General features: G+C 28.0%; 14 protein-coding genes, 1 tRNA gene and 1 pseudogene. 15 read left to right on the top strand and 1 reads right to left on the bottom strand.

All coding sequences use genetic code 11. The features are described from left to right. Positions 1 to 252: 252 nt before the first annotated feature. The 14 genes and pseudogenes from T352_RS0102700 to T352_RS0102635 all read left to right on the top strand — a co-directional run bounded on the left by T352_RS0102700 (position 253) and on the right by T352_RS0102635 (position 13213). The gene (locus tag T352_RS0102700) at positions 253 to 693 is read left to right on the top strand and encodes an acetyl-CoA carboxylase biotin carboxyl carrier protein (protein WP_026391655.1); all 441 of its coding nucleotides are present in this window, start codon (positions 253 to 255) and stop codon (positions 691 to 693) included. After that, positions 683 to 2068, top strand: a complete 1386-nt coding sequence (gene accC / locus T352_RS06290; RefSeq protein ID WP_162151137.1) for an acetyl-CoA carboxylase biotin carboxylase subunit — start codon at positions 683 to 685, stop codon at positions 2066 to 2068. The genes T352_RS0102700 and accC overlap by 11 nt, the downstream gene beginning before the upstream one ends. Beyond that, complete coding sequence (gene accD / locus T352_RS06285) at positions 2049 to 2918, top strand: acetyl-CoA carboxylase, carboxyltransferase subunit beta (protein WP_162151136.1); 870 nt, start codon at positions 2049 to 2051, stop codon at positions 2916 to 2918. Before accC ends, accD begins: the two co-directional genes overlap by 20 nt. After that, complete coding sequence (locus tag T352_RS06280) at positions 2911 to 3741, top strand: acetyl-CoA carboxylase carboxyltransferase subunit alpha (RefSeq protein WP_051615774.1); 831 nt, start codon at positions 2911 to 2913, stop codon at positions 3739 to 3741. The genes accD and T352_RS06280 overlap by 8 nt, the downstream gene beginning before the upstream one ends. Then, positions 3725 to 4642: a beta-ketoacyl-ACP synthase III gene (locus T352_RS0102680; RefSeq protein ID WP_026391654.1), complete on the top strand. Its 918-nt coding sequence runs from the start codon at positions 3725 to 3727 to the stop codon at positions 4640 to 4642. Before T352_RS06280 ends, T352_RS0102680 begins: the two co-directional genes overlap by 17 nt. Before the next feature lie 7 nt (positions 4643 to 4649). Next, on the top strand, positions 4650 to 5582 hold the full coding sequence (locus tag T352_RS0102675; protein WP_162151177.1) for a nitronate monooxygenase: 933 nt from the start codon (positions 4650 to 4652) through the stop codon (positions 5580 to 5582). Further along, on the top strand, positions 5579 to 6502 hold the full coding sequence (locus T352_RS06275) for an ACP S-malonyltransferase (protein ID WP_162151135.1): 924 nt from the start codon (positions 5579 to 5581) through the stop codon (positions 6500 to 6502). Before T352_RS0102675 ends, T352_RS06275 begins: the two co-directional genes overlap by 4 nt. Next, positions 6495 to 7232, top strand: coding sequence for a 3-oxoacyl-[acyl-carrier-protein] reductase (gene fabG / locus T352_RS06270; protein ID WP_035345107.1), 738 nt, complete (start codon positions 6495 to 6497; stop codon positions 7230 to 7232). The genes T352_RS06275 and fabG overlap by 8 nt, the downstream gene beginning before the upstream one ends. After that, complete coding sequence (gene fabF, locus T352_RS0102660; protein WP_026391652.1) at positions 7229 to 8458, top strand: beta-ketoacyl-ACP synthase II; 1230 nt, start codon at positions 7229 to 7231, stop codon at positions 8456 to 8458. Before fabG ends, fabF begins: the two co-directional genes overlap by 4 nt. Beyond that, positions 8458 to 8877 (top strand): 3-hydroxyacyl-ACP dehydratase FabZ, encoded by a 420-nt coding sequence (gene fabZ, locus T352_RS0102655; RefSeq protein ID WP_026391651.1) that lies wholly within the window; start codon positions 8458 to 8460, stop codon positions 8875 to 8877. The genes fabF and fabZ overlap by 1 nt, the downstream gene beginning before the upstream one ends. After that, positions 8864 to 9388, top strand: a complete 525-nt coding sequence (locus T352_RS06265) for a biotin--[acetyl-CoA-carboxylase] ligase (protein ID WP_051615771.1) — start codon at positions 8864 to 8866, stop codon at positions 9386 to 9388. Before fabZ ends, T352_RS06265 begins: the two co-directional genes overlap by 14 nt. A 117-nt stretch (positions 9389 to 9505) precedes the next feature. Next, positions 9506 to 11269 (top strand): annotated as a pseudogene (locus tag T352_RS06260) (ABC transporter ATP-binding protein). Then, positions 11266 to 13053, top strand: coding sequence for an ABC transporter ATP-binding protein (locus T352_RS06255; protein ID WP_035345051.1), 1788 nt, complete (start codon positions 11266 to 11268; stop codon positions 13051 to 13053). The pseudogene T352_RS06260 and the gene T352_RS06255 overlap by 4 nt, the downstream one beginning before the upstream one ends. A gap of 76 nt (positions 13054 to 13129) precedes the next feature. Beyond that, positions 13130 to 13213, top strand: a tRNA-Leu gene (locus T352_RS0102635). Between the two features lie 243 nt (positions 13214 to 13456). Here the strand turns inward: T352_RS0102635 and T352_RS06250 are convergent. Continuing rightward, positions 13457 to 14452 carry a calcium/sodium antiporter gene (locus T352_RS06250; protein WP_051615770.1) on the bottom strand — a complete coding sequence of 332 codons (996 nt, stop codon included), beginning with the start codon at positions 14450 to 14452 and terminating at the stop codon, positions 13457 to 13459. Positions 14453 to 15147: 695 nt separating this feature from the next. Between T352_RS06250 and T352_RS06245 the strand changes: the two genes are divergently transcribed. After that, on the top strand, positions 15148 to 20853 hold a 5706-nt coding region (locus T352_RS06245), incomplete at its 3' end, for a CvpA family protein (protein WP_156951180.1).

Raw genomic sequence — 20853 nt, 5'->3', positions numbered from 1 at the left:
TGAATCAACTTTTAAAATAAATAAATATTTAAATTTGGGAATAAAAATTAGAAACTAATAGTATGGTATAATCATCATATAAAAAATATTAATCATATAAATATGATATTTAAAATATATAAAATTTTAAATATATATTTTCTTAATATTATCTTTTTATAATGATTTGATATTTTAAAAAAAATATGATAGAATTGTTTATATTTTGAATATCAAAGAATTGATATTTGAATAAAAGAATAGGATGGTTATATGACATTAAAAGAGATTCAAAAAATTATTAAAGACTTTGAAGAATCTGAACTTACAGAATTAAGCCTAGAATTCGATGATGTTAAACTTAGACTTTCAAAAAATAAAGTAAGTGAAGTTATTTCAAATAAAACAGAAGAAATTAAAGAAAATATTAAAGAAAATAACGATGTTAAACCGGAAATTAATTTACCACTTGAAGAGATAAAATCTCCACTAGTTGGTACTTTCTATAGTGCAAATAATCCAGAAGGTGAACCTTTTATTAAGGTCGGACAAAAGATTAAAAAAGGTGATTCACTATGCATTATTGAAGCAATGAAAATAATGAATGAGATTACAAGTAGTGTAGACGGAATTGTTGAGAAAATTCATTATGAAAATGGTGAAGTAGTAGGATTTAACGACGTTGTAGTTACGGTAAAAAAAGATGGAATTTAAACAACATAAAATGTTAGTTGCTAATCGTGGTGAGATTGCTGTTAGAATAATTCGTGCAGCAAAAGAACTAGGAATTAGAACTGTTGCAGTCTATTCAGTTGCAGATAAAGATAGTCTACACGTAAAGCTTGCTGATGAGGCGGTATGTATTGGTGGAAGTAAGGCACAAGACAGTTATTTAAATATGAATAGCATTTTAAGTGCAGCTATTGCAACCGGATGTAATGCTATTCATCCCGGTTATGGTTTTTTATCTGAAAATGCTAAATTCATTAAACTTGTTGAAGAAGTTAATATAAATTTTGTTGGACCAAGTTCAGAAGTTGTTGCTAAACTTGGTGATAAAGCAATTGCTAAACAAATTGCTAAAAAAGCTCTTGTTCCAATCATTGAAGGTTCAGATGGATCAGTTAAAGATGCTAATGAAGGACTTAAAATTTCAAATAAAATTGGATATCCAGTTATGATCAAGGCTGTTAGTGGCGGTGGTGGTAAAGGAATTAGTGTAGTCTACTCTGATAAAGAGTTTTTAAGCGTATTTGAAAAAACTTCAATGGAAGCAGAAGCTAATTTTGGAAATGGTGAAGTATATATTGAAAAATTTATTGCTAATCCAAGACACATTGAAGTACAAGTAATTGCTGATAAACACGGAAATTATGTTCATTTATTTGAGCGTGATTGTTCAATGCAAAGAAGAAATCAAAAGATGATTGAAGAAGCACCATCAGGAATGATTAATGATATTTTAAGAAGAAAACTTGGCATGGCAAGTATTAGAATGGCAAGAAGTGTTGGTTATACTAATGCTGGTACGATTGAGTTTTTAATTGATCAGAGTGGGAAATTTTATTTTATTGAAATAAATACAAGAGTACAAGTTGAACATCCAGTTACAGAAATGATTACCGGTGTTGATATTGTACAAGAGCAAATTAAGATTGCTTATGGCAATAAAATGTTATTAAAACAAAGAGATATTAGAATAAATGGCCATTCAATTGAGTGTCGTATTAATGCAGAAAATCCATTTAATAACTTTACACCAAGCCCAGGTTTTATTAAAAGAATTTTAATTCCCGGTGGTAATGGTGTGAGATTTGACTCATTTATTTATCCGGATTATCAAATTCAACCATTTTATGATTCAATGATTGGTAAATTAATTGTTCATGCTCCAACTAGAAAAGAAGCAATTAGAAGAATGAGAGTTGCCTTAGAACAATTAGTGATTGAAGGAGTAGAGACTAATATTGAATATCAATATATGATTGTCCATCATCCAGACTTTATTAAGGGAACTTATGATACAGGATTTATTGCTAAATTCCATGCAGTTGTGATGGAGGAGTATAATGCTAGATCTATTAAATGAGCGAAAATTAAAAATTGAAGAATTTCAAAAAATTGCTAGAAAGAAAGACTATAAATATAAACCAGTAAATATACCTAATCATTTATTTACACAGTGTGAACACTGCCTTAGTGCTCTTTACAGCAAGGATTTAGAACAAACGGGATATGTTTGTCCGTATTGCGGCCATCATTTTAGGATAAGTGCAACTACAAGATTAAATATGATTATTGATAAAGATACATTTAAACCACTTTTTTCAAATATTGTATCGGTCAATATTTTAAACATGCCTGATTATGATGAAAAACTAGAAAAGGGGAAGAAAATGTCTAATTTAAGCGATGCTGTTTTAACAGGATATGGCTTAATTGATGATATTAAAGTAGCAATTGGTATTCTAGATAGTAACTTTATGATGGGAAGTATGGGGAGTGTAGTCGGAGAAAAGATTACGCTTTTAATTGAATATGCAACAACTAATAATCTACCTTTAATTATTTTTACTGCATCTGGTGGTGCTAGAATGCAAGAAGGAATTTATTCTTTAATGCAAATGGCAAAGACAAGTGCAGCACTAAATTACTTTAATAATTTATATATTAGTGTCCTAACTAACCCAACAACTGGTGGTGTTGCTGCAAGTTTTGCAAGTTTAGGTGATATTAATATTGCTGAGAAAACTAGTTTAATTGGTTTTGCAGGAGCAAGAGTAATTAAACAAACAATTAAACAAGATTTACCTGAAGGATTTCAAACTGAAAACTTTCAGCTCCAAAAAGGCCAAGTTGATTTGATTGTCGAACGAAAAAATATGAAAAAGACAATTTCTGATTTATTAAAATTACATAGAGGTATTGCTTATGAATGAGACATGGAAAAAAGTACTTCTTGCAAGAGATCCAAAAAGACCAACTTCAAAGACAATAATAAATGAAATTATTACAAATTTTATTGAACTTCATGGCGATAGATTAATTGGTGATGATAAATCAATTATTGGTGGAATTGGATATTTTAATAATATACCTGTAACAGTTATTGCTCAGGAAAAAGGAGTAACTACAGCTGAGAAAATAACTCATAATTTTGGGATGCCTCATCCAGAGGGTTATCACAAGGCAATTAGGTTAATGAAACAGGCAGAGAAGTTTAATCGTCCAATTATTACAATTATTGATACTCCTGGAGCATATCCAGGTCTTGGTGCTGAAGAGCGCGGTCAAGCTAACGCAATTGCTGTTAGCATCAAAGAAATGATGAATATAAAAGTACCAATAATAAGTATAGTTCTCGGTGAAGGTGGTTCTGGTGGGGCACTTGCAATTGGCGTATGTAATAAATTATACATGTTTGAAAATAGTATTTATTCAATTCTTTCACCAGAAGGCTTTGCAAGTATTTTATTTAAAGATAGTAGTAAAGCAGCTGAAGTATCAGAAATGATGAAACTTACAGCCCAAGATTTAAAATCATTTAAAATTGCTGATGCAATTATAAAAGAAGATGAACCGCTAAGCATTAATAAAACTAGTGGCATCAACAACTTAATAAAACAACTTAAAAAAGATTTTGATATTCTACTTAAGAAAGATAATGATACTTTAGTGAGAGAGCGATATTTAAAATTTAGAAAAATTGGTGTTTTTGCAAGTGAAACAAAGGAGGCACATAAGCATGAGTTACAAGAGTAAGATTGTTTCTACTGGCAAGTATTTACCAGAAGGTGTTATTACGAACTTTGATTTAGAAAAACTGGTTGATACAAATGATGAATGGATCGTATCAAGAACGGGAATTAACACTAGAAGGAAAGCTTTAGAGTCAGTATTAGATATGGCATATAATGCAAGCATGGATGCTATAAAAAAGGCAGAATATGATAAAGATAAAATAGATTTAATTATTGTTGCGACAATTACTAATGAAATTAAAAGTCCAAGTATTGCAAATTTACTTCAAGCAAAATTAGGCTTAAATGATAAGCAAGTTATGGCTTTCGATGTTAATGCAGCTTGTACAGGATTTGTTTATGCGCTTGAAGTAGCAACAAGTCTTCTTCAAAGTTGGAAATTTAAAAGTGCACTAGTTGTAGGTAGTGAAAAAATGACAAATATTGTTGATTTTACAGATAGAAATACATGTATTTTATTTGGTGATGGTGCAGGAAGTATGATTGTTGAACCTGGAGATATTGATTCAGTTTTCTATAATGATTCAAAAGGGGATAACACAAAAATATTAGAAGTAGATAAATATGTAAAAATGAATGGACCTAGAGTTTATCAATTTGCAGTTGATATTATTCCAAAGACTATTAATAAAATATTAAGAGACAATAATTTAACACTTGATGATATTGATGTTATTATTCCTCATCAAGCAAATAAACGTATTGTTGAATCAATTATTAAAGAAATGAATTTAAGTGATGATAAAGTAATTCTTAACATTGATAGATATGGTAATACCTCAGCTGCAAGTATTCCAATTACAATTGCTGAGTATAAGGAAGAAAATAAAGATTTAAAAACAATTTTAATTGTTGGTTTTGGTGGTGGCTTTACATGGGGCGCTGCAATCTTAAAAATTTAGGAGATAAATTATGAAAAACATTTGTGAATTATTAGATATTAAATACCCAATTATTCAAGGAGCTATGGCTAATATTTCTAAGGCTGAATTAGTTGCAGCAGTAAGTAGTGCTGGTGGTTTAGGCGTTATTGGTTCTAGTAATAATAATAAAGAGTGGGTTAGAAATGAAATTAGAAAAGTAAAAGAACTAACTGATAAACCATTTGGAGTAAATATTTTATTACTTAGTCCTCATGCAAATGATATTGCTGAATTAGTAATTGAAGAAAAAGTTAAGTGTGTAACAACCGGTGCTGGTAATCCTGGGCCATATATAGAAAAATGGAAAGAAGCAGGTATTATTGTAATTCCTGTTGTTCCAAGCGTTGCTCTTGCAAAGAGAATGGAAAAGGCTGGTGCTGATGCAGTTATTGCTGAAGGGATGGAAGCGGGTGGTCATATCGGTAGAATGACAACCTTTGCCTTAGTTCCTCAAGTAAGTGATGCGTTAAATATTCCAGTTATTGCAGCAGGTGGGATTGCAGATAGAAAAGGTGCTCTTGCAGCTTTTGCTCTTGGTGCTAAAGGGATTCAAGCAGGAACAGTATTTTTAGCAACCAAAGAATGTCCAATTCATGAAAATTATAAAAATATTGTAGTAAATGCTAAAGATACAGATACAGTAATAACCGGTTCTGATCAAGCGCCAGTTAGAGTTATTAAAAACCAAATGGCTGTTGAATATATTAGACTTAATAAAGAAGGTGCTAGTTTTGAAGAATTAGAAAAACTAACACTTGGTTCTTTATCAAAAGCAATTTATGATGGTAATTTAAATGAGGGATCATTTATGGCAGGACAAATCTCAGGTTTAGTAAGAGAAATTAAAACAGTCAAAGAAGTTATAGATGAATTTGTGATTGGTTTTACAACTTATAAAGAAAGTTTAGAGATTTTATGAAAGTAGGTTTAATGTTTTCAGGCCAAGGTAGTCAACATGCAAATATGGGACTTGATTTTTTCAAATTAGAAAAAAATAAAGAAAAAATTGAACTTGCTAATAAAATCTTTGGTTACGACACAATAGAAGCATTAAAAAATCTTAATGATGAACTTAACAAAACTAGTTATACTCAAGAACTAATGACACTAATGATGGTTTTAATTTACGATTATATAAAAGAAAAAGGGATTAAAGTATCTGGTGCACTTGGGTTTAGCCTGGGAGAATATAGTGCACTTTATGCAAGTGGCATATATAGTTTTAGCGATATCTTACATATCATTAAAGATAGAGCAAACTTTATGGAACAAGCAGTCTTAATAAATAAAGGGAAAATGGTTGCAATCTTAAATACTGATCCTAACTTAATTAAAGAAGTTGTTAGTTTGATTAATAATGATAAAGATATAGTAAGTATTGCTAATTACAATTCAAGGAAACAAATTGTTATTAGTGGTAATGAAAGTGGAATTAATAAAGCTTTAGAAAAGTTTAAAGAATTAGATGTAAAAAGAATGGTTAGTCTAAATGTAAGTGGTGGATTTCATAGTGAGTTAATGGATTTTGCAAGTCAAAAATTATCTTATCGTTTAGATAAGTATCAAATAAATCAACCCTTATTCGATGTATATCTAAATACAACATCTAAAGTTTTAAAAATAAATAGATTAAAAGAAGAGTTAGCATTACAAGTAAAATCTCCTGTTATGTTTTATCAAACAATTGAAAATATGATTGAAGATGGCTTTACTAAATTTATTGAAATAGGACCAGGAGTGGTACTTAAAAATTTAGTAGCAAAAAATTATGATGTAGAAGTTTATAATATAGAAAAACTTGAAGACATCGAAAATATTGGAGGATTATTAAATGAATGATTTAGTTGCAATCGTTACAGGTGGGGCAGTAGGAATTGGTAGAAGTATTAGTCTTGAACTTGCAAAAGCAAAAGTCAAAGTTGTTATTAACTATAGAAGTAGTGCACAAAGTGCAGAAGAACTTGTAAATGAAATAACAAGTTTTGGTGGAGAAGCTATTGCGATTAAGGCTGATATTAGCAATTTTAATGATGCTAAAAACTTAGTAGATAAAACAATAGAACATTTTGGTAAATTAAATATCTTGGTAAATAATGCAGGTATAACTGATGATGCTTTAATCTTACGAATGAAAGAAGAGAGTTTTGACAGTGTTATAACAACAAACTTAAAAGGAGTTTGGAATATGTGTAAACATGCATCAAGAGCACTTCTTAAAGCTGAATATGGAAGAATAATTAATATCTCTAGTGTTTCTGGAATTAAAGGAAATATTGGTCAAAGTAATTATAGTGCAGCAAAGGCTGGAGTAATTGGCTTAACCAAAAGTCTAGCACGTGAGTTTGCTTCAAAAGGGGTAACTGTTAATGCAGTCTCACCAGGATTTATTGACACAAAGATGACAAGTGTTTTAAGTGATGACATTAAAAATCAAGTGTTAAATGAGATTCCATTAAAGAAATTTGGTGACACAACAGATATTGCTAAAGCAGTTTTATTTTTAGCAAGTAATGATGCAAAATATATAACAGGACAAACTTTATCAGTTGATGGGGGACTTTCAATATGAGAAGAGTTGTTGTTACAGGACTTGGAACTATTAATGGTTTAGGTAATAATGTTAATGAAACATTTACTAAAATGATTAATGGGGAAAACGGAATAGATTTTATTACCTACTTTGATACAACAGATTTCAAAGTTAAACTTGCATCAGAAATTAAAAACTTGAATTTAGAAGATTATTTAGATAAAGGTGAAATTAGAAGATTAGACCGAGTTACTCAGTATGGATTAATTGCTGCAGATGAGGCAATAAAAGACAGTAATTTAACTGAGTTTGATCCTTATCGTTATGGGGTTTTCTTTACAAGTGGGATTGGTGGCTTAAATACTTTTTATGAAGAAATTGAAGTTGCTGTTACTAAAGGACCAAATAGAGTATCACCATTTTTTGTACCTAAAACAATTATTAATATGACAGGTGGAGCAATTAGTATTAAATATGGTTTAAAGGGACCAAATATTCCGGTTGTATCTGCTTGTGCAGCATCAACTAATGCGATAGGTGAGGCATTTAGAAATATTAAACATGGTTATATCGACTTTGCAATTACTGGTGGGGCTGAGGCTTCAATTAATCAAATAGGTATTGCAGGATTTAGTGCAATTAAAGCACTAAATACGACAGAGGATAAAAATAGAGCATCAATTCCTTTCGATCTTGAACGTACAGGATTTGTGATGGGTGAAGGTGCAGCCGCACTAGTTTTAGAAGAATATGAACATGCTAAAAAAAGAGGAGCAAAAATTTATGCAGAAATCGTTGGATATGGTTCAACTGGTGATGCACACCATATGACTGCACCAGATCCAGAGGCAGAAGCAATTGCAAGAGCAATCACTCTTGCTGCAGATGAGGCAAAAATTAATTTAGACCAAATCGATTACATTAATGCTCATGGGACATCAACAATCTTAAATGACAGAACTGAAACATTTGGAATTAAGAAAGCATTTAAAGATCATGCTTATAAAGTAAATATAAGTTCAACCAAATCAATGACAGGTCATGCTTTAGGTGCGGCTGGTGCACTGGAATCTATTGCTGTTATTAAAGCATTAGAAAACAATGTTGTGCCACCAACAATTAATTTAAACGTAAGTGATCCTGAATGTGATTTAAACTATACACCAAATGTTGCTGTAAAAAAAGAATTAAATTATGGGCTAAATATGAACTTAGGCTTTGGTGGCCATAATGCTGTTTTAATTTTTAAGAAGGGAGAATTATAATGCTTAATAAAAATGACATTGAAAAAATTCTTCCACATAGAGATCCATTTTTATTAGTAGATGAAATTATTGAAGTAACTGATACTAAAGCAAAAGGCATCAAATATGTTAATGAAAATGAATACTATTTTAAAGGTCATTTCCCAAATGAACCAGTTATGCCAGGAGTTTTAATTATTGAAGCACTGGCACAAGTTGGTGGTATTGTTGCTTTATCAAAAGATGACCTAAGAGGTAAAATTGCATATTTAACAGGAATTAGTGATGCGAAGTTTAGAAAAGTAGTAAAACCCGGCGATAAATTAATTTTAGAATGTGAAATGACTAAATTTAGACGTGGCTTTGGCTTTGGTGAAGGGAAAGCTTATGTAGATGATGAGTTAGTTTGTGAGGCGAAGATAAGCTTTGCAATTAGATAAGAAAATAATTCATTTAGATATAATTGATTCAACCAATGATTATTTAAAAAGAGAGTATTTAAATTTAGAAAATAAAACAATTGTAAAAGCAGGTTATCAAACTTTAGGTCGAGGTCAGTTTGATAGACTATGGCAATCAGAATCTAATCAAAATTTACTATTTTCAATTCTTTACAAAAACTATGAATTAGATAAAATAAGTGATTTAAAAATACTGATTAAGGATTCCTTATTAAAACTACTAAGTAAATATAATATCAAAGGAACATTTAAAGAACCAAATGATATTTTAGTAAATGGCAAAAAGATTCTTGGTATTTTAATTGAAAGTAAGATTAATAGTAATTCTAATTATTATGATTATGTAATTGTTGGAATTGGAATTAATATTAACCAAACATTATTTAATAATTTAGAAGCAACTTCCTTTAAAATATTAAATAATAAAAATTATATAGTAGATGAAATTTTAAATAAGTTGTTAGAGATTATAGACTCTAGCAACTTTTAATCTAATATAATAATGCAATTTAACATTATGTTTTTATTTATAAAAAAACTATGATATGATTAATAATAAAAAAGAGAAAGGGTATATTAAATATACTTAAATTATAGAGGTGTAATTATGTTAAAAATGTTTAAACACCTAGGGATAAAAGAAGTAATATCAATTATTCTAAGTATTGGTTTAATTGTGCTTCAAGTATGGTTAGACTTAAAACTTCCTGAATACATGAAGGAAATTATGACCTTAATTCAAACCCCAGGTAGTGCTACAAAAGATATTTTAGTAGTTGGTGGTAATATGTTATTACTTGCACTTGCTAGTTTATCAGCCGCTGTTGTAACAGGATTCTTCATGGCAAGAGTTGCTGCAGCCTTTTCCAGAAGAGTTAGAGGAAAAATGTTTGATAAAATTACAAGTTTTTCAAATGAAGAAATTAACAATTTTGAAACAGCAAGTTTAATTACAAGAACAACCAATGATGTTAGTCAAATTCAAATGTTTATTACAATGGGAGTTCAGTTACTTATTAAAGCACCAATTATGGCTGTTTGGTCAATTATTAAAATCTATAATGTTGGAGTTGAATGGTCAACAGCAACATTCGTGACATTAATTTTATTAACAATTTTAATTGCAATAATAATGATATTTGTTATTCCTAAGATTAGAAAAGTTCAAAGTCTAACTGATGATGTTACAAAATCAGTTCGTGAAAACTTAAAAGGTGTTAGAGTAATTAGAGCTTATAATGCTGAGGGTTTCCAAGAAGATAAATTTGATGTAAAAAATAAAAATTTAACTAATGTAGTATTATTTACTAATAAAGCAATGTCATTTATGATGCCAATTATGAACTTTTTAATGAGCGTTTTAATGGTTGCGATTTATTATATAGGTGCAATTTTACTTAAAAATCAAATTGGAGATCCTTTATTACAAGTAGATACATTTGCTAATATGTTAATCTTTAGCCAATATGCAATGATGGTAATTATGGCATATATTATGTTAGTAATGATTTTTTTCCTATTACCAAGAAGCTTGGTATCAGCAAAAAGAATTAATGAAGTATTATATACTAAACCAAAAATTGTTGATGGAAATATTGATTTAGAGGATACTAAATTAAAAGGTACTATAGAATTTAAAAATGTAAGTTTTAAATATCCAGAAGCAGAAGAATATGTCTTAAAAGATATTAACTTAGAAATTAATAAAGGAGAGACTGTTGCATTTATCGGTTCAACTGGTAGTGGTAAATCAACTTTAATTAATTTAATTCCAAGATTTTATGATGCATCAAGTGGCGAAGTTTTAATTAATGGAATAGATGTTAGAGATTATAAATTATTTGATTTAAATGAAAAAATTGGTTATGTTGCCCAAAAAGCTGTTTTATTTAAAGGTAAAGTAAGTGATAATATTGCTTTTGGTACAAATAAAGAAAGAATAAACGATGAAACGGATATTTGGGAAGCATTAGAAATTGCCCAAGCTAAAGATTTTGTTAGTGAACTTGAAGATAAACTAGACAGTGATATTGCTCAAAGTGGAACAAACCTATCAGGTGGTCAAAAACAAAGATTATCAATCGCAAGAGCAGTTGCAAAAAAACCTGAAATTTTTATTTTTGATGATTCATTCTCAGCACTTGATTTTAAAACAGACAGAGCACTAAGAACAGCATTAAAAGAAAAAACTAAAGGAACAACAAATCTTGTTGTTGCTTAAAGAATCGGAACTATAATGGAAGCTGATAAGATTGTTGTTTTAGATGAAGGTGTAATAGTTGGTGTTGGTAAACATAAAGATTTATTAAAGAGTTGTAAAGTTTATTTAGAAATTGCTTTATCCCAATTAACAGAGGAGGAATTACAATGAAAAATAATAAAAATGTAATGCCTCAAAAACCTAAAAACTTTAAAAAGGGAATGGGTAAGATTCTTAGATATTTAAATAACTTATATATTCCAATTTTAATTGCTTTAGTATTTGTTATTGCAGGTACTGTAATTGAAGTTATTGGACCAGATAAGATTAAATTATTAACCAATGAAATTGTTAAACTATTAATTCCAGGAACAAATGTAACTGATACAATGGCAAGTGTTTTATCTATTGTTATATTACTTGTTGTTTTATATTTACTATCAATGTTATTTAATATTATTCAAAGCTATATTATGGCAATTGTTACTGAAAAAACATCATTTAGACTTAGACAAGATATAAGTAAAAAAATTAATTTAGTTCCCTTAAAATACTTTGATTCATCAAGTACTGGAGATGTAATTAGTAGAGTTACAAATGATGTTGATACAATTAGTCAAACCTTAAACCAAAGTATAGCAACATTAATTAAATCAGTTGTTATGATTTTAGGATCCATCTTAATGATGTTTATAACTAGTCCACTTCTTGCAGTTACTGCAATTGCAGCAAGCTTAATTGGATTTGTTTTAATTGGTGTAATTATGTCAAACTCACAAAAGTTTTTCATTAGTCAACAAACAGATTTAGGTAAAATGAACGGATTTATTGAAGAGTCATATACTAACCATAACGTAATAAAAGCATATAATGCAAAAGATAGTTTTAAAGAAGGTTTTGAAAAGATAAATACAGATTTACATAGTAGTGCATGGAAATCACAGTTCTTCTCAGGTCTAATGATGCCTTTAATGAGCTTTATTGGTAACTTTGGCTATGTTTGTGTGATTGTTGTAGGTTCTATTCTAGTTAACAAAGGAAAAACTGATATCGGGACAATTATGGCCTTTACAATATATATTAGATTATTTAACCAACCACTAACTCAACTTGCTCAAGTTGCAAACAACTTCCAAAGAACTGCTGCAGCAAGTGAAAGAGTATTTGAATTCTTGGAAGAAGAAGAACTTTCAAATGAAGAAGATAAGACATTAGAAATTACTGAAACTAAAGGATTAGTAGAATTTGAAAATGTAAAATTTGGTTATGTTGAAGATAAAACAATCATTAACGATTTTACAGCATATGCTAAAGCAGGTAGTAAAGTAGCTATTGTCGGACCAACAGGAGCTGGTAAAACAACTATTGTTAACTTATTAATGAGATTTTATGAACTAAATAGTGGTTCAATTAAGATTGATGGAATTAATATTAGTGATGTAAAACGTGAAAATGTTCATAATCAGTTTTGTATGGTACTTCAAGATACTTGGTTATTTGAAGGTACAATCTTTGAAAACATTGCCTATAGTATGGAAAATGTTACAAAAGAAGATGTGAAATTAGCATGTAAGAAGATTGGCTTACACCATTTCATTAAAACACTACCTAATGGTTATGATACAGTTTTAACTGAAAAATCAAGTGTTTCAGAAGGTCAAAAACAATTAATTACAATTGCAAGAGCAATGATTAAAGATGCACCACTCTTAATTTTAGATGAGGCTACTTCATCAGTTGATACAAGAACTGAAAAGATTATCCAAGAAGCAATGGATGAATTAATGAAAGGTAGAACTAGTTTCATTATTGCTCATAGACTATCGACAATTAAAAATGCTGATTTAATACTTGTTATGGATAATGGAGACATTATTGAAAAAGGTAATCATGAATCATTAATTAAAAAAGATGGTTTTTACGCTAAATTATATAATAGTCAGTTTGAGATGTAAGAAAGGCAAGTTTGCCTTTCTTTTTTATAAATATTTGTTTACATTCATTTTCCTTGGTGTTATAATTTATATATTGCCCCGAGTGGTGAAATGGCAGACGCGTCGGACTCAAAATCCGATGGAGAGATCCGTGCCGGTTCGAGTCCGGCCTCGGGGACCAAAATATATTAAATAAGTAATAAAAACACTTAAATTTACAAGATCAAAAAATGGTCTTGTTTTTTATTTGATAAAAGTATAAATCTTTCGTTCTAACTAATATAGTTTAAAGAAAAAGATAGAATATAAAAATAACAAAATATAATTGTATTTAAAGATAATGAATTAAGTTTGTTTTTAATATAGATCTTTAAATATAAAAAAAAGTAATCTTTAAATTAATTATTGATTACTTTTAAGAATATTACATGTAGTTTATAAATAAAGATATTACATTAGCTTGAGATAAATCTCTGTTGATAATAAAAAACATATAACCAAAATATAGAACTAATAAAATTATACCGTGAAGTCTTGTTATTTGTTTTCTTCTTAAAGCAAATAGGTAGACAATAATTGTGGCGATACTTACAAAAATGATATCAAAAATCGCAGTTTGATTAAAACTAATTGGCGTAATAAGGGCACTAAACCCTAAAATAAATAAGACATTAAAAATATTAGATCCGATAATATTACCGATTGCAATATCTGATTCTTTTTTGCTTGCGGCAACTATTGATGTAACAAGTTCTGGCAATGAAGTACCAATTGAGATAATAGTAAGTCCTACTAATAATTCAGACATTCCTAGTAAAAGCGCGATTTCTTTAGCACCATTAGTAACTAAAATTCCACCTAAAGCAATACCAATTGCACCAATTATTGTTATAATAATAGCTTTTTTAATGGGATATGTCATTTCAATTTCTTTTTTTTCATCCAACTTAATTTCGGTATTTGGTTTTTTAATTAACATTACAACAAACGAAATCACTAAAATTGTAAGTAATAATCCTTCAAGTCTTGTAATAACATTTTGTGTTCCAAGTAGATAATACATCGGAATTAAAAGTAAAACTGAAAAAATTGCAACTGGTAAATCTCGCTTTATTAAGTCTTTATGTACAACTTGTGGAATAATAATCGATGATATTCCTAAAATTAATAATAGGTTGAAAATATTTGAACCTATGACATTACCAAATGAAATATCACCAGATCCTTTAATCGCACTTGAAATACTTACTGCTGCCTCAGGTAGTGATGTACCAAATGCAACAACCGTTAACCCAATAACTAAACTTGATACTTTAAAGTGCTTTGCAATTGAAGATGCACCATCAACAAAAAAATCTGCTCCTTTGACTAAAATTAAAAATCCCCCTAAGAGTAATAATGTTGGTAAAATAAAATTCATGTAAATTCCTCCTGTCCATTTAACTATTATACATATTTAATAAAAAAGTTAAAGTGATATAACTTAAAAAATATTTTAATTTAATGTATATTGATCTTAAATGTAATGAGGTAGTAATTTTGAAGTTAAATATGGATTCATATAACAAAGTTGAAAAAAATATGGGATATAAAGAGTTAAACTAGTAACATAAATTCTTATGTTTACAAATTTGCAAATTTAGTAAAGACAAATGGAGAAATTTTAGTTTTAGAATCAGGAACTAGCATTCCTAATGGGTTATTTTTAAGTGATATGCTAGATTTTAAAACAAATACTAAGTTTGATGGAATAATTATTTTTGATAATACTTTTTATTATAGTGTATTAGATCATGTTATGTAAAACTTGTTCATACATTAAATAAAAATAATATTTTTGTCATAGAAAAGATGGAAAAATATCTAGATAAATTTAAAGAAAGAGATCTAATCCTAATTGATTTAAAGAAATAGGATGAGTCTCTTTTTCTAATAAAAAAATTTTTTTTAAGATTTTTATAAAATAAAATAGGAAAATATAAGTTTTATATGTTAAAACATCAGATAAATTGTTCGTTTTTACTCAGTTATTGCTGATATTTGTTTTTTTACCATTTATGATGTGATATAATATATTATATAATTCACAATTTAAAGGGGGATTACATGGGGAGCATGGAAAATATTATCAGAATTGTCCAGTGGACAATTTTTCTACTAGTTTTATTGATAAACTTTTTGGTTGGTTATAAAAGGGGATTTAAAAAATCTTTATTTTATACTTTATCAAGTTTAATTTTATCAATAGTACTTTTATTTGGACTTTCGTTTATATCTATAAGAATTGTTTTTAAGACTCCAGGAGCATTACTGAGTTTTACGGACAAGTTTTTTAGTTTACCCGAAAGTGTTAGAGTTTATTTAGTTAATCCAGAATTAAGTCCATATGTATTTGCAATACTAGACTTAGTGTTAAGGATTGTTTTACTATTGATCTTATATCCATTAGTAAAATTCTTAATAACTTTAATTGTTTCTAGACCGATCTGGAATAAAATTAGAAGAAGCAATGATTCAGGATTAAATATCAGTCGTAAACCTTCATTCGAAAGTAGACTTAGTGGTGGAATGTTTGGAATAATTAGAGGTGTTATAGTCGTATTTATTCTATTCTTACCAATTATCGTTTTCTCTGGAGCAGTAAATAGCTTCCAAGTAGAAGATGGAACTAACGAAAGAAACGTTCTTAGAATGATTTTTAAGACATCAAGTGGAGATGAAGAAGAGAAAAGCGACATAGATGCTATACTAGATGGCTTACAAGCTTTTACTAATGAAGGAATTGGACTTTTTTCAAAACGTGTAAAGTTTGGTGAAAAGAGTGTTGATGAGATTGTTTTTGACTCATTATTCTCAACAACAATCAAAACAAAAGATGGCGAAAAAGTTGATTTAAAGTTCGCTGAGGAATTAAATTTACTTGGTGGAGTTGCACAAATTCTCTATGAAAATGGTTATATTGATAAATCATTTAATTTTGAAGATATTAATCATCAAGATGACTATAAAAATATCGATCAAATTCTAACTAATTTAGGAGATTCGACATTAATCAATTTACTATTACCAATAGGAATTGATGTTCTAGATCAAAATGAATTTTTCGATAAATTATTAAAATTTGACGTATCTGAAAACATTTATACTAAAGAAAGTTTTGAACAATTAAAATTACTTTCCTGGCAAAAGGAAATGTCAACAATTTCAAAATTAATCAATGAACTATTATTAATTGATGACGTTAGAGGTTTAATGGCAATTTCTAATAATCCAAAAGATATATTGAATTATGAATTTGAAACTCAACAAAGAATTTCTAAAGCAATTGATTTAATTTCAAAACTTGATTCAACAGTGGGAATTAATATTGCTGTTGAATACATGTTAAAACAAGAATCAATCCAAAAGAAAATTACTTGGAATGATAATCCATATGAATATTTACATGAAAGATTAGAATTTATTTTCAGTAACCCTAAATATTTTAAAGGTGAAGATGGTGCAATTAAAGATATTGCACAATTGTCAGAGGTAATCTTCTCAGAAGAAAATCAAGATTACGACTTTACTAAATTCTTTGCTGAAGGTAAATTTGATCCAAAAATATTATTAGAAGAAGATACTTCAAAAATAATTAATGATGTTTTAGGTGAATTATCTGGTTTTGAATTAGCGATGAAGAGTATTCCACTTGGTGTTGATTTATTTGTTTACACAAATTCATTTACTGCAGGTGATACGGCTGATCAAATTAGTGGTTCATTAGACGGTGTTGATTTTGGTAATGAAATTACTAATGTAAAAGACATTTACCAAAAACTATTTATGTTGGGATTAGAACCATATTTTGAAGATGAAGCTCAAGTAATTGCAGTTACTGATAGTCTTTTAAGTAATCCAGAAACATTTACTTCACTAAAAGAAATTATTAATTTATTATTTGAAGATAGTAATTTTATTAATGAAGTGTTAGAAATTGTTTCAGTACCTTTAGTTGAAAAACTTGTAAAAGATGAAGAAATTAAAGATATTTCTTTAAAAGTTTTAAGTTCAGAAGACTTTAAAATTGGTAAAGAATTAAGCAATATACTTCAAGTTTTAGAATATGGATATAAAATTACTAATATAGAAGGTGCAGTAGATTTAATCCAAAATAAAGAGTATATTGCCCTACTTACAAAACTAGAACAATTGGATTTAGAAGAGTTTAATACTTTTAAATCAAGAATTCTTTCATTACAAACAATTAAAAGTGCGGGAACAGATATCTTATTATTTGCTAAAGATAAAGCAAAATTAGACGATATATTTATTCCTGAGACAATTACATATGAATCACTAAGTCGTGATTTAAATAAAGTATTCGACTTAACTTATAATTTAGCATTAAGTGCAAAAGAAAAAGGATTTACTGATACTAATTATAAAGATTTCAACTTAGCTAGTCTTTTAGATTATGAAAATTTAAGAACTATCTTAAACTTTGATCCGCTTTTAGATAAAGATTCAATCTTACTTTATACAGCAGCACATAATATTAAAAACCTAGAAATCAACCAAAAAATAATTACCCTTCCAGATAACCTAGAAGAAACTCCAATAAATGAGGAAGCTTGGATCTTAGAATTAAATAATATTATTAGTGGAACATTAAATCTAATTGAACCATTTAAAGGTTCAAACGAAGAATTTATATTATCAATTAATAATTTAACTAACATTAAATCACTAAATGATTTACCTGTAAGTTTAGTTACAAGATTTGAAGATAAACAGTTATTAAACAAAACATTTTCAAACATACTAAGCTCAGAAATTATAAAATCTTTAGGCTTAGAAATTGCTGAAGATGCACTAAATAAATCATCAAAATTATCTAAATTAGATTTATTACAAGATGGTTATGGCTCTGAAACTTTTAGTAAAGAATCACTATTAGAATTAATTGAAATTGCTGTTGATGTGTTTAAGGAATTTAAGACTACAGATACCTCTGTTGGTGCAAACGTTGATGCTTTAACAACAGAAATATTAATTGATAGATTCAACAATATGCCAAATGCATTAATTAGCAAAATATCATATTCAAAATTAATAAATAATATTTTTAGAAATACACTAATAAATGAAGGATTTAAAGAATTAGTAGTTGATATGACTAAAAATATTAAGCTTCCAAGTGAATTAAATGGAATTATTGAAGAATCATTCAAATTTGAGGATTCATTAGATAGTAATTTAAAGATTAAAGAAGAAACTTTAAACCAAATTTTATTCTTAGCAAAAGACTTAAATATTCCTGCAAATATTAAATCACTTGAAAAAGATGCTCTTGAAAAATACATCGATAATACAATTAATGAAAATAACGTAAGAAACATTTTTGAAATCGATGTAGTTAATGAATTGTTAAGAAATGTAACTGTAAGTGATCAAGTCTATAATTTTGGTATGAAGTATTTTGAAAAAGGAATTACTTCATTAAATAATAAAAATTTTAATATTTATCCAAATTATGACGCATATTATATAACAATTATTAATTCATTAGTAAATAGTGAAAGACAATTAAAGAGTATTGAATTTGAAAAATTAGCATCACTTTATCAAACATATGTAAAAGATATCAAAAATGATACAACACTTGATAAAACTAATTTAACATTAATTGCTGAAAAATTATTTGTATCTTCTCATTCAGATAAAAATGCTTATCAACTTCTAAGTGAATTAGATTTAGTAAAAGGATTGTTGGGTAAGGCATTAAATGATGATGAGATATTAGATTTCACAGCAAACTTAATTAATGAAGCAACCGTTATTGGTGGAAGAAAATATTTAAATCTTGAATCATCAGATTTAAGATTTGATTCAGCGTTATTTGATCAAAAAGGGTTGATGGAAAACCATTTATATGATTTATTAATTTTAATTGCAACCCAAGATTTAAATATTATTAAGCGTGGTAGTTTTGATTTGGAAGACTTGGAAAATCTATTAGTTGTTCCAGCTAATACTAACCATACTAGATTAAATCATATCTATAACTCAAAAGTATTTGAATCAGTATTAAAGAATTTAAGTACTAATGATAAAGTAAATAATGCAATGATTGAATTATTAAATGAAAATGCTAATAAAGTATCAGATAAATTAAATATAAGCGGATATAACTTTACTACAAATGATTATAGTCTAAGTTGGAATTTATTAAATTATGAAGCAACACTAAGTTTAGTAAACTTTATTTCTGATTTAAAGATTAGTTCATTTAAGGATTTATCAAATATTAAGACAATCGAAGATGTTAAAAAAATCTTAGAAGTAGAGGATTCAATTACTCAAATTGATAATTTGACAAGTATTCCATTAGTATATTATTTATTTGAATCATCAGCATCAAACGAAACAGTTAAAGAAATGATTACAGAGATTATTAATGTTAACGTAATTAATAAATTTGCTCCAAGTATGGACCCAATTGATTCATCAATCTTCTTTATTGATGATAAGTATATTAATAAAACCGAATTAAATAATCTTATAATCGCAGGATTTGGTGCAAATATTGATTTAGATAGTAATTTTGCTGATCCAAGGCTGTTAAACAAATTAACTGAAGACGTAAAAGTTGCTGGAGTTAATAAAAAAGCTATTGAACAAATATTAGGATCAAAGATTATCTACTATGGTATTGATTCAATTGTTAGAAATGAATCAATTGCAGAATTTGCTGCTTCCAAATTAAATAGTATCTTGAAAAATAATAAAATAGAATTAAGTTTATCAAAAGAAGATTTAAGAATATCAAATAAAGCACTTAACAATGAACAAAAAATCCCTGTTGAAGACTTTATTGGAATCATTGATACATTTAACTCACTAAACTTAGTATCATATGATGAGTTAACAAGTATTAAAGAATTTGGTAATCTAAAAGATGTTATTCATTTAGGATTCTATGACTCATTATTTGATGTAGGAATAATTCATCACTTTATTAGTGATATGTCAAAAAATGATAAAGTACTAACTTATGCAGCTAAAGAAATTAACAAGTTAATTGCGAAAAATAATTTCGAAGGAAAAATTTCAAAGGACTCATTATTATTACCAGAATATATCTTAGATAATAATAAGTTAATTCCAAAACAAGAATTAATGACTATTATTGAAGGAGTATATGGAATAAATATTGACTCAATTAGCAATATAAAACTAGAAAGTACTTTTGATATCCAAAATATTTTACCTTTAGCAACAGCTAATAAATTCTTAGAATCAGAGATTGTTCATTATTCTATTGATAAATTAGCACAAAGTGGTAAATCAAGAAATGAGTTAGCACGTCAAATTAATAAACAATTAGAAAAACTAAATATCAGTGGCAAGTTTGAAGGAAATGACTTTATCCTACCAGTTAATATCTTAGACAGTAAATCAAGAATCAAAAAAGCTGATCTAACAACAATGTTAGAAGCAATCTATATGCTTGAGATAGAAAACTTCAAAGAAATTAAATTAGTAGGAATGGAAGATGTAAGAAGAATGGTTCCAGAACAAGTAGTTCATACTTTACTAGAAGCAGATATCTTCCATTACTCCGTTGATAAATTAGCTCAAAGTGGTAAATCAAGAAATGAGTTAGCACGTCAAATTAATAAACAATTAGAAAAACTAAATATCAGTGGTAAGTTTGAAGGAAATGACTTTATCCTACCAGTTAATATCTTAGATAGTAAAGCAAGAATCACAAAAGCAGATCTAACAACAATGTTAGAAGCGATCTATATGATTGAGATTGAAAACTTCAAAGAAATT

Origin of the sequence: Haploplasma modicum ATCC 29102, assembly GCF_000687835.1 — a bacterium.
In the GTDB taxonomy this organism is placed as follows: domain Bacteria; phylum Bacillota_I; class Bacilli_A; order Acholeplasmatales; family Acholeplasmataceae; genus Haploplasma; species Haploplasma modicum.
This window is presented reverse-complemented; position numbering and strand designations above follow the sequence as displayed.

Excerpts from the sequence above, each read along its gene's own strand:
- T352_RS0102700 (WP_026391655.1), top strand. The coding sequence starts at position 253 with ATGACATTAAAAGAGATTCAAAAAATTATTAAAGACTTTGAAGAATCT.
- T352_RS06275 (WP_162151135.1), top strand. The coding sequence starts at position 5,579 with ATGAAAGTAGGTTTAATGTTTTCAGGCCAAGGTAGTCAACATGCAAAT.
- fabF (WP_026391652.1), top strand. The coding sequence starts at position 7,229 with ATGAGAAGAGTTGTTGTTACAGGACTTGGAACTATTAATGGTTTAGGT.
- fabZ (WP_026391651.1), top strand. The coding sequence starts at position 8,458 with ATGCTTAATAAAAATGACATTGAAAAAATTCTTCCACATAGAGATCCA.
- accC (WP_162151137.1), top strand. The coding sequence starts at position 683 with ATGGAATTTAAACAACATAAAATGTTAGTTGCTAATCGTGGTGAGATT.
- T352_RS06250 (WP_051615770.1), bottom strand. The coding sequence starts at position 14,452 with ATGAATTTTATTTTACCAACATTATTACTCTTAGGGGGATTTTTAATT.
- accD (WP_162151136.1), top strand. The coding sequence starts at position 2,049 with ATGCTAGATCTATTAAATGAGCGAAAATTAAAAATTGAAGAATTTCAA.
- T352_RS06255 (WP_035345051.1), top strand. The coding sequence starts at position 11,266 with ATGAAAAATAATAAAAATGTAATGCCTCAAAAACCTAAAAACTTTAAA.
- T352_RS06280 (WP_051615774.1), top strand. The coding sequence starts at position 2,911 with ATGAATGAGACATGGAAAAAAGTACTTCTTGCAAGAGATCCAAAAAGA.
- T352_RS0102680 (WP_026391654.1), top strand. The coding sequence starts at position 3,725 with ATGAGTTACAAGAGTAAGATTGTTTCTACTGGCAAGTATTTACCAGAA.
- fabG (WP_035345107.1), top strand. The coding sequence starts at position 6,495 with ATGAATGATTTAGTTGCAATCGTTACAGGTGGGGCAGTAGGAATTGGT.